Source organism: Paenibacillus sp. P4_A7 (assembly GCF_056402455.1).
Genome location: NZ_JBFUHJ010000031.1, coordinates 24,765 through 35,862, shown reverse-complemented (window position 1 = coordinate 35,862; position 11,098 = coordinate 24,765). Strand labels below are relative to the sequence as shown.

Here is an 11,098-nt window from a genome sequence, read left to right as displayed (position 1 = left end):
AAGCAAGACACATTGCTGACTTCTACATACTCCCTGCCTTCCAAGACAATATGGATGTCAATGAATTTTTGATGCGCCTCGTAACGCCTTTCTTCTTTCGGGCTGGTTGTAAAAGTGTCATGATTTTTTTTGAAATCATTTGTTTCCTTAGTTTCACCCTGAAGATTCAGCCGCATATCTTCAACAGCACTCATCAGCCTAGTATTTACAAACGCATATTGTCCCGCATTCGAGATTTTATCGTAGACCATTTCGTCTCTCCCTTTTACAAAAAAACCTTGGATAGCAAGTAGCTCCAAGGTTTTTTCATATTGTTATAAAGCTATTACTTTATGATTTCAAACTCTCCCGTACGATCAGCCGAGCGAATTTCCGCTTCAATAATTTCAAGTGTTCCTACAGCACTTTCAGGTGAACAAATGGAAACTGGCGTACCATCAATTACCGAATGTACAAAATATTTGATTTCTCTGTAGTAACCCATATCCGGTGACAAGTCAGCAATGAAACTTGGTCCATCATTCGGATTTACTTTAACTTGGTTGTTCTCAAAAATAAGATTTCCACCTTCAAAGTTAACACGATAAGTCATCGCGAAGCCGTAATCACCCTGCAGCGTCCAATCTGCTTGTGCGTTTACTACTTTACCATCAGGGTATACATAATTTGTGGAAACTGTATCATAGCCGCTTCCAGGAATAACGTTGCGAGCAAGCGTTGATACTTTGTCCGGCTTTCCAAACAGCCAGTGAATCATGTCAACATCATGGATATGCATATCCGTTATGCAGCCGCCGCTTTTTTCTCCTTCAAGAAACCATGGCGTCGGCAGACCAGAGCCACGGTAAAAGAAACCGGCAGTAACTGCGCCATAGCGCTTATCTTCAACACAAGCTTTTAGATATTCGTATGCAGGCCAGAAACGTAAGCATTGTCCGATCATCAGGGTCTTACCCGTACGCTCTGCTGTTTTCACCATACGCCATGCATCCTCAGAGTTGCCTGAAACAGGCTTCTCACATAGTACGTTAATTCCTTTTTCAAGCAGCATACAAGTTACATCAGCATGCAAATAAGTAGGAAGTGCAACATCCACTACATCAAATTGCTCGTTATCGAGCATCGTTTGGATATCATCATATAAGCGATATGGCGTCAGGTCATATACATCCTGCTCAGTTGCAATGTTGCCTACAGCGCTGCCGTTCTTCAGCTCTTCAATTCGTAGGTCACAAATCGCGACTAGTTGAACTTGTTCACCCTCTGCCATCAGACGAACATAATTGTCAAAGTGCATTCTTCCCATAAATCCAAATCCGATTATACCAATTTTAAGCATCTCATATCCCCCTTAAAAGTTTGCGAAGCTAATTTACTTAGAACGACCTAGGATGGCATCCATTGCAAGCGATGTATTGAAAATAATTTGCTCGGAATAATGATTGTATGGAGGAATCATCTCTGCTGTAACATAATTATCGTAACCGATTGCTTGCAGTGCCTCGACAACAGCCGGGTAATTCACGTCGCCAGCTAGCAAGTCAACAAATCCATGTAAGCCACCTGCTTGACGGCGATAATCTTTGAAATGTACTTTTTTGATCCGATGACCCAGTATACGAATCCAATGCTCCGGGTAACCGCTGTGTACAACATTACCTACGTCAAAATAAGAGCCGACAAAGCTCGAGCCTACCTCATCAATAAACGAACGAAGCTCTAGTGGAGACAACAAAAACTTATTCCAAACATTTTCTATGCCGATAGATACGCCTGCGCTTGCTGCAAAAGGAGCGAGCTTAGCAATTGACTCCTGCGCGCGATCGTAAGCATGCTCATAGTCAACTACTTCCGCACCTGGAATAAAGTCAACGCCAACAGCTCCTGGAATGACAAGAATCGTATCAACACCAAGCATAGACGCAAGCTCTAGCTGCTTTTTGCAAACATCGATTGCTTTCTTCTGCTTTGAAGCATCACCGCTCGTCATTGGATAAGACCAATAGAGACCTGTAGCGAGTCCAGCTATTTCAAGCTCTGCGTCTTCAAGACGAGACAAAATCTCACGCATATCCTTCTCTGTAGAATCAAGACCAAGCTCTCCGGTCTCATTCAATGATAGTTCGATCCCGTCAAAGCCTGCTTTTTTTGCTAGTTGAATACTGTCCGCGATTGTTGTTCCTTCTTTAAAAGACCAGATATTAATTCCTTTTTTCATTTAAATTGCCTCCTTAAAATGTTGTCAAGCGTAAACGGCTGTCGCCGTCCTTGCGGCAAAGCAAAGTTTCGCGTGAATTATAAGCCTATTATAAGTGTGAAACTTATAAATTCTTATAATTTAAACTAAAACTATTGAACCGAATTTTGATGGGATATGATAATTGACTACCCCTGTAGGCCGCCAAGCCTGATACTCTCGTATTCCGTCCAAGCCCTCATCAATTCGATAAAAATTACCCTTCCAGCGTGTCCCGTTTTCAAGTGGTTTTGAGAAATTGCTAGCCGGAATGCTAATAAAGACACTTAAGCTTCCTTCTCCGTTCGTATCTACAGATGTAAGAAGATCCTTGAAACACCACGTTTGGTCGACAGAAATTGACCCTTTACCATCGTTTTCGATTTGAGCATCAAATACGACATTCCTTGGACTAATCTCGAGCTCCAAGTAATTGGATCCGTTACCCTCCTCGTCGATGAAAACCTCGACGACGTCCTGCTCATAGAGCGGTTCATCTCTTTCGGTGAAGTCCGATACGATATTCGAATCCTTACCTAAAAACCATACATGAAAATGGTCAGAACTCCAGCAAGCCCGTACTTCTGTATACTCTTTGGTAGGAAGACCCGTTACCGTATCTGTCAACACAAGAACGTTACAACCTGTCCAATCTATCGACGTCCAAGTTGCTTCCTCACTGCTTGAAACCATTTGTTTACAAACATAAACATTGTCATCTCCAGAGAGTAAATCAGGCTGCACAAGCTCACCCCTATTGTACTATTTCCGTTATAAGGTCAAAATGATCAAACATTTAATAATACATAAATAATAACCGATATATTCATTTATTTATTTAGATATAAAAGATATTTTTTGGACTATTCCGTTCTTATCAAGCGTAAACGGCTGTCGCCGTCCTCTTCGGCAAAAGCAATCGTATCGCGGAGATATATAAGCACATTTATTAGTGAATACTTATAAATTCTTATATTTGAACAAAAGGGCGGATCAGGAATWATTCCTGATCCGCCCTTTTGTCTAGTCCACTAAAAGAACCTTTTTTGTATGATGAATAGTAACTCTATATTCACTTGGCAGAAGCTGATAAGCTTCCTGAAAAGCACGAGTGAAATGAGCTTGATCGTAAAAACCACATTGATCAGCAATTGTTTTAATCGACAGGTTTGAGTTTTCAAGCAGAGTTTTCGCTCTTCTCAGCCGCAATTTTTTCAACATAGCAACCGGAGTATTCCCATATATTTTTTGGAAATCGCGGCTAAAGTACACTGGATCCATAAAAACTAGCTCAGCTAATGTATCCCTAGTCACTTTTTCATGCATATGTTCTTGCATATAGCCAATAACCTTGCGAAACCGGTCTTTTCCATTCAGCAAATCGAGTGGAACCATATCAGGATTGCTGCGGGCGCTGCTCAGAATCTCGCCCAAAAGTGTAAACACAAGAAATATACTCTGTACTTCCCGGAATGCATGCTCCCGCTGCCAAAGATCAAAAAGTTCATAAAAACATTCCTCAAACCTTGCCGTATTCCGCAGTGTAACGATGTTCTTTAGCGGATATAGCTGAAAAAAATCCACATCGCCTAGCACCTTGAGCTCAATATTCATAAACAAATGAATACCTGCATTGTCACTTCTTACGTCAATGACGACGTCCGGACGGTGAATCATGATGTCTCCCGCTTTTGCATGATAGATTTGATCCTCAACATTTACGGTAACATTCCCTTTCTTAATATAAGAAAGGGTACAGTATGACTGTTTATTAATATGAACATTACGAGACTTATAAATCGCTTCCTCCATATGATACAGAGAGAACTGTAATTGGTCTTGAATACTTGTGCTTGTCACTGAAACATTATTCTTGATCGCGATATTCTCTGGCGTGGAGAGGCCCCCCTTCTTTCATAACTGTCCATAACGGATCGATATCATCATTCATTGTCAGCATCATATCATCATGCCATTCGTTAAGTAAATAGACGGCATTTTTGCAAATATCGGGTCTATCATTGGCTAGATTGTATTGCTCATAAGGATCTTCTTTTAAATTAAACAGCAATTCCTTAGGAAAACCGTGATACCCATCATGATAAGACCGAATATATAACCAATCCTCGAATCTAACACTTCGCTGACACACATGCGCGCATTGGGAAAGAACAAGGTATTCTCTGCCCGTATTTGCTCCTTTCAAAATACTATCTGCATAGCTTGTGCCGTCCCATGATTTAGACTTCTTACCATTAAGCAAACTAGCCAATGTAGGCGCCAAATCAAGGTGATAGTGCAGTCCGTCATCTTCTGTACCCTTTAATCCATTAGGCCAGCGTATAATCATAGGAATACGGCAGGTTGCTTGATCAGCGGTTCCATGCTCTGAATAAATCCCCAATTCGCCCATGTTTTCTCCGTGATCAGCGCTAATGATAATAGCCGTATCTTCCATCACATTTAACTTCTCTAGCAAATCAAGCACTTTCCCGATATGATCATCCATATAGCGGATCGCACTATCATAATTGTCTATAATCGTTCTTAGATCTGACAGCTGTTCAATTTGTTTGCGGTGCCGTTCATATTTAAAATAATGCGTTTTAGCGAGCTTATTCATGTCATCTATGCTGTGCTGTCCCTTTTTTTGCTTATGCTGCTCGAATACCTCTTCCGTAATCCATTCAGGCATCGGATCATTCTCGAAAGGGTTCCCTACATGTGCAGGTGCTCTATAAGGGGTATGCGGGTCCCAGAAGTTCAGATGCAAAAACCAATTATCACCCTCTGCGTTATCCTCTAACCATTTCAGAGCGGTAGGCAGCACAGCCTCTGCCGATTCCCCACCATTGCCTCCGACATTAAATACTTCATTAAAACCAGCGTTAAAAGTCCATACCGAATGTCTTTCTGCGAATGTACTAATTGAAGTGGTCTTAAATCCGAGTCCTCGCAGCATTCCAGGGAGACTCTCCGATTTCAATCGATCGCTAAACCCGCGCTCTTTCCCTTCACGCTTCATATCCGCGGCGGTTCCACCATGTCCTACCAGACCACTATGTATACCAAACTTACCCGACATTAAAGCCGTTCTAGATGGCATGCACGGGGCATCCGAGCAATAGTAATTGGAAAATCTCACGCTTTCTTTCGCTACTCGATCAATATTCGGCGACGTTTCTCGATGGTAACCGTAACAACCCAAATGATCTGGCCGCAATGAATCTAAATCTAAATATAAAATTCTCATAAAACACACCGTCCTTTGATGAATTTGTATTTTATACGAAATAACTTTACAGGAATTGAAATGTGTACGCTTCCAGCATCCCTTTCGTAATAGATGTTATAGGACAAATCATCAACGGGCAATGTAGGTGTGATCGTTCTTTTTGTATTTTTGATACTTTTTTTATAAACTTCAAATAGACGAATTACAAAACTCTCATTTCCATACTCTCTCTACTTGCTCCAGTTGATTGCGATGAAATGTCATTTTATAAATATCTGGCTTCGAAGTACTGTTCCAAAAGTTATAGCCATACTGTTCATCGTAATAATTCATTATAATGGTCATTATATTTCCATGAGTTCCGATGACTATTGTTTTCCCTCGTTGCTCATCCAACAGTTTCTCTATAATAGGTATAGATCTTTGTTGTGCTGCCCGCGTCGTTTCGCCGCCCTCTAGTGCAAAATCCTTGTCAATGAAAGATCTACGAATAGCCTCTTCCAACACATCCCAGGTAGCTTTATAATCCAAGCCCTTAATCGGACGCTCGACGAGCTCCTCGAATTCTATAATATCTAACGATTTATTTTCAGCTAAGTATTGAATCGTCTGTTTTGCTCTAGTGTAGGAACTCGACGCCATATAATGAACGTCAACATTCTCGAAAAACTCGACAACCCGCTTCGCTTCTTCTAACCCTTCTGGCGAAAGCCCGCGTGTTCTCTCTTGACCATGCTCAAAAGGTGATTCTGCGTGCCTGACCATATAAATGATTGTTCTCATATTTTCTCTCCTCTGTTTTTTATTCAATAAAATAACGCGCGATCTCTGCAGGCAGTTTACTTTCAATATGATCTAGCCCATACTCTCCGTTCTTCTCCGAAATTCCATAATTCAACCCTATAGTTTGATCAGAGTTAAGCAGCACGGTATACTGGAGAGCTTCTTCCGTTTGAAATTCATTAATTGGTCCTTGCTGGCTCATAAGATTTAGAAAGGACGATACTTCTTCTCCATCTATGGTACGGAGGAGATCTACTCCTCTATATATCTTGATTTGTTTGGTCTGTGCTTCAGTTATGTCAGGATAATGAGAAGGTTTATCCGGTCCTTCATACCAAACATAAATGCTATATCCTGATATATTCCCTACAATGCCTGGTCCTTGGCTAGCATCCTTAACTGCAACTATATCTTTCTCAGGGTAATCTATAATCTCATAAACTTCGGTTCCTAATGGCAGTCGAGATCCGCGTTCAACTTCACCGATCTTTACTAGTACCGATGGATCTGTCACAACTAATTCCCACGCATTTATGTATTGCTTATCTCCGAAATTAATATAGTCTACAGTTTGTACTTCTGCATGTTGTACTTCTTGATTGTCGCCCTTCGATAATTCCGTTATAGACTGACATCCAGTAATAATAAGTACCAAAACGATTACTAACCCTGCATATAATTTTATATTAATCCTCCCCTTTAAGCTGCATCTAATTTCTTATACAGACGGAAAGTGGAAATTAATGTTGCACAGGGTTTGCATTGAAAAAGGCTGCGGACTATTAGAAGTCTGCAGCCAACGACTAGCTATACGCGCAAAAAGGGTGGTTTGTACATAACCACCCAGCTCGAATTAGTTCGTACAGACTTTATGCCCAACTAGCGACTAGAGCTTCGCAAACGGTACAAAGTTTGAGTACTCCTCCATTTAGTTTCAATATTTGCAATTAATCGGCGACGTTAATAGATACGCTGGGTTTTAGTATCAGGAAATGAACTTATTTGCTCAGTCAGCCCTATCCGCACCCTCTCCCCGGTGAATTAGATGCAATCACTGAAACTAAAACCACTGTATTTCCATAACAACTAATATTAATTTCAGAAAGTGAAACTAATATATTGGTGAATCAACTAGCATGTATCGCTTTCTAAGTATTACGCTGACCCGAACTTTTTATCGGATAAAATAGATTTAACTAAAATTTCTTCTCTAATCTTCAGCAGTTATTGCAAATAATTCGTGGTCTTCCCATACGCCGTTAATCTTCAAATATCTTTTGGCCGAGCCTTCATGTCTAAAACCTACTTTTTCTAGAACACGAATAGAGGGTAAGTTTCTTGGCATAACTCCTGCCTCAACTCGATGCAATCCAATTTGCTCAAAGGCAAATGCTACGCACAATGAAACGGCTGCTGTTGCATACCCTTTTCCGTTATGTTTTTCATCAATGTTATAGCCAATATATGCGTTTTGAAATGGGCCGCGAGCAACACCAGTTAATGCAATTCTTCCGATAAGCTCCTCGCCATCTTTAAGAAATATCCCGAAAATATAGGATTGATCACTTTCCACACCTTGAATACCATTAACAATTTCAATTTCATGTCCTTCAAGGGTAAAGTATGACTCATCCCTGATTGGTTCAAAAGGTTGAGCAAATTCACGGTTTCTCAATCGAAAAGTAAGAAGAGCCTCAATATCGTTCCTTTCAAAATGCCTTAAATAAATGTTTTCATGAGTCATTAATTATTCAAACCCTCCTAATTTACGTATAGCTTTAGATATTCGGGGTAAGCACGTAGATGTATTTCTTTAGCGCGCTTCTGAGTCATTTCTTTCACTTCTGGTATATTCTCCGCATCTATGTAATCAGCAAGAACATCAATCACTTCATCAAGGAGTGTTGCTCGAAAATAAAACATCATCCGCTCATATATGTCATAGCCTGCTAAGCTGATGACTTTCTCTTTCCAGAGTGGCCAGTCTTTTGAGTTGTAAAGCGGCCAAAGAAGTACAGAATAATCCATTGCAGCGTCGCCAGTGACTGATAGGTCATCYCAGTCGATAATCCAAAAGTTTGAGTTGTCATCTGACAGCACATTCTCCCAGTTAATATCGTTATGCACGACATCAGTCGCCTTCTTCTGAAAAGCAGGGTTTTGGCTTACCATTTGTCTTAATGCTTCTATTTCAGAATGAAACCAATCTATTGTGCTTTCAGTCACGAAGTGAAGCAAATGTTTTTCAGCTCTAATGATTTCCAGGTCTTCTTCAAATCGAGTAATGTATTCCTCGATAAACGTATCTGAACAGGAAGGGCCTGTTGCATTACTAGTGACTAGCTTTTTGATCTCTGTATCATTATGTAAATGGTTTAGTGCTTTCAACACTTGTTCAATCACAGGTCTTGGATTGGAAGCTGCGCTTAAAGGCTTTCCCTTAATAAAATCAAACACTAACCCATAAGAGTAACCAGGAACAATTTCTTGTGTGACCTCGGACATCAAACGCGGTGCATTATAATTGGTTGTCAGATGGTCACTGAGCAGTGCCCATTGTTTAAGATGAGGGTCTTTTCGTTCGTTTACGAGTTTTACATGCCGAATCGTTTCGCCGTCTGATAGGCGGAAGGACTGGTTAACAAATCCTCCTGGATTCCAAATATACTTCACTTCTATGTTTGAGCCATTTAACCCTAATGAATATAAGTTTGCCTCAGCCCACTCCTTCACCTGTTTTTCGGCGAGTTGTAGATTCATTTTCAATCACCTACCCTTTATCAAATATCTATCTTTATAAGTCTTATTGTCCTTATACCACTAAGMATGTGCCAATAAAGGCGCACAAAATACTAAATTTTTGTTTATCTCAAAGTTAGCTTTTACAAATAACTGATCTTCATTTACATCCGTGAACTCATATTGTGCATTGTCTGTAAATTGATCTGGCGTAAAGTGAAAATGGATATGCTCCGCATGCTCATTAGCAATGCTAGGAAGTAAATCATTTAAAAGAACGCCATCTTGGCTTACTATATCGTACAGATTCATCGTATCACCTTCTTGCTGAAAGACAACGATAGCTTCATTTTCTGGAGAGTAATAGATGGATTCGGGAAATACATATAAAGCATAGAACATAAAGATACCTTGATTGTTGCTAATGCCAAATTGCTCTGAAATAGGTTTACGAGCCCGGAGCAGCTTCTTGATAAGTTCCAAATCTTCTCTTTCCGAGCAATTTAACTTTCGGAGAGGTGAGTCAACTTTTGAGATAGCGTTAATTTTCAGTGTGAATCTTGATTCATGTAGTGCTGTAAAACCAAACTTTGGATAGAATTCAGTAGCACTGTTATTAGCAAACAAGAAAACTATATCGCATTCATGCTCGAAAATATCTAATACATGCTTCATCAGTAACCCAGAGAACCCTCTTCCCCTAAAATCAGGGTGAGTCATTACTGTTCCAATTTGAATGGCTTTCTTAAGTGAACCATCAATCACAAGATCCATTTTACTGATTGAAACATTGGCAATGATTTTATCTTCTCGCAGGAATGAATAGCAGATATAGCGATCATCCCAACAGCCCTTTTGAAACCACTCTTCAAAATTTATACCAAAAACTAACGTAGCAAGTTTATTAAAACGATCTCTGTACACTTTATTTTCTTTGTAATCAGAGATTAGTTCAATTCCGGGTTCTATGCTTTCTATAAAATTCACAAGTATCCCCCTAACCTTCAATAAATCGCATTGAACATCTGGAATGATGGTCGGCGAGCTCTCTAGCAAATTGTTGATCTGGAAAACCTCTGTACAGCAGCTTCACACCAGCTGAAGCTAAGGATATATGGTGATGGTAGCGATAAAATAACATCCTGTTATGATCCAGCTTATCATTCTTTAAGTACCTGTAATAATTCCCAAATCGAAATTCTAAAAAACTATGTTCATCCTCAATATCAAAGAACTCTGCTCCTTCAATGTCAATCAGATACGGTTCTAAATTTTCAGTTACCAATACATGGTCTGGACCTAGTTCCCCATGTATAAATCCATAACGACTTCTAGGCTCGATTCTTGATTCAAGCTCATACAATTTATCGAGCAGCTTACTTTGATTCGCATTCATGCTTTCAATATGTTGGGAAACATATGCTAACTGCACTTTTGCATTTTTCATTTGTATGAGATGACAACCTCCCGTATCGTTGCCACTTTGATTAGATTTCCCATAGATTTGACTTTTGATGGCATGCATGCCAGAAAGCATATCTCCCAACCGCTGAAATACATCATGTTGAACTCGTGAGTCGGTATGATTAAAATAGAACTCTGCCTTATGTCCTTCAATATATTCAACGAGGGCAAAATCAAATGGGTAACGATATCTTTCCTTATCCAAATGATAAAGAATAGGCGTTTTAATTCCTTTTTCCGTTAAAAACTTGTTATTTATCTCAAATAAATGACTGCCATAGGACTGTTGATTTATATCTTCATTTTCTATTTCTTCTTGAAAGTAATTCATAGAAAGATCCCACACATACAGAACGTAGGAAAACCCATTTCTGCAATCTATTTTGTAGACCACTTTTTGTGCGCCACCATGCATTCTCGATACATTAGCAACTAAATAACTTTTACCAAAAACCTTCCCCATATACTCCTGTAAATCAGTTCGATCAAGGTGACAAAAAATTTCCAAGGAACAACACTCCATTTCATCTTTTTTGCCGGCAACCCAACTTTATTATAATTTTTCCCAAAAGTATAGACTGTTTCTATAGGCTCTGTTATGATGTTGAATAAGTTCTCGATAAAGATCATCATACAAAAAG

At 39.7% G+C, this 11,098-nt stretch carries 12 protein-coding genes; all 12 read right to left on the bottom strand.

Features of this window, described 5'->3' with window-relative positions:
- Window positions 1–251, bottom strand: a 251-nt coding sequence (locus AC1DWN_RS07565) for a YhcH/YjgK/YiaL family protein (RefSeq protein WP_477558286.1), incomplete at its 3' end; no start/stop codon positions are given.
- Window positions 252–325: 74 nt separating this feature from the next.
- Window positions 326–1,339 (bottom strand): Gfo/Idh/MocA family protein, encoded by a 1,014-nt coding sequence (locus AC1DWN_RS07560; RefSeq protein ID WP_477558285.1) that lies wholly within the window; start codon window positions 1,337–1,339, stop codon window positions 326–328.
- Window positions 1,340–1,372: 33 nt separating this feature from the next.
- Window positions 1,373–2,218, bottom strand: coding sequence for a sugar phosphate isomerase/epimerase family protein (locus AC1DWN_RS07555; protein WP_477558284.1), 846 nt, complete (start codon window positions 2,216–2,218; stop codon window positions 1,373–1,375).
- A gap of 120 nt (window positions 2,219–2,338) precedes the next feature.
- Window positions 2,339–2,980 carry a carbohydrate-binding family 9-like protein gene (locus AC1DWN_RS07550; protein ID WP_477558283.1) on the bottom strand — a complete coding sequence of 214 codons (642 nt, stop codon included), beginning with the start codon at window positions 2,978–2,980 and terminating at the stop codon, window positions 2,339–2,341.
- Between the two features lie 279 nt (window positions 2,981–3,259).
- Window positions 3,260–4,096: a helix-turn-helix domain-containing protein gene (locus tag AC1DWN_RS07545; RefSeq protein WP_477558282.1), complete on the bottom strand. Its 837-nt coding sequence runs from the start codon at window positions 4,094–4,096 to the stop codon at window positions 3,260–3,262.
- A gap of 7 nt (window positions 4,097–4,103) precedes the next feature.
- The gene (locus AC1DWN_RS07540; protein WP_477558281.1) at window positions 4,104–5,489 is read right to left on the bottom strand and encodes a sulfatase family protein; all 1,386 of its coding nucleotides are present in this window, start codon (window positions 5,487–5,489) and stop codon (window positions 4,104–4,106) included.
- A 195-nt stretch (window positions 5,490–5,684) separates the two neighbouring features.
- Complete coding sequence (locus tag AC1DWN_RS07535; protein WP_477558280.1) at window positions 5,685–6,254, bottom strand: histidine phosphatase family protein; 570 nt, start codon at window positions 6,252–6,254, stop codon at window positions 5,685–5,687.
- 19 nt (window positions 6,255–6,273) lie between these two features.
- The gene (locus tag AC1DWN_RS07530; protein WP_477558279.1) at window positions 6,274–6,909 is read right to left on the bottom strand and encodes a hypothetical protein; all 636 of its coding nucleotides are present in this window, start codon (window positions 6,907–6,909) and stop codon (window positions 6,274–6,276) included.
- Between the two features lie 555 nt (window positions 6,910–7,464).
- A complete protein-coding gene (locus AC1DWN_RS07525) occupies window positions 7,465–7,998 on the bottom strand; it encodes a GNAT family N-acetyltransferase (protein ID WP_477558278.1) in 534 nt (177 codons plus the stop codon).
- Between the two features lie 17 nt (window positions 7,999–8,015).
- Window positions 8,016–9,014: a phosphotransferase gene (locus tag AC1DWN_RS07520; RefSeq protein ID WP_477558277.1), complete on the bottom strand. Its 999-nt coding sequence runs from the start codon at window positions 9,012–9,014 to the stop codon at window positions 8,016–8,018.
- A gap of 60 nt (window positions 9,015–9,074) precedes the next feature.
- Window positions 9,075–9,980: a GNAT family N-acetyltransferase gene (locus AC1DWN_RS07515; protein WP_477558276.1), complete on the bottom strand. Its 906-nt coding sequence runs from the start codon at window positions 9,978–9,980 to the stop codon at window positions 9,075–9,077.
- Between the two features lie 10 nt (window positions 9,981–9,990).
- Window positions 9,991–10,920 (bottom strand): phosphotransferase, encoded by a 930-nt coding sequence (locus AC1DWN_RS07510; RefSeq protein ID WP_477558289.1) that lies wholly within the window; start codon window positions 10,918–10,920, stop codon window positions 9,991–9,993.
- Between the last annotated feature and the right edge of the window lie 178 nt (window positions 10,921–11,098).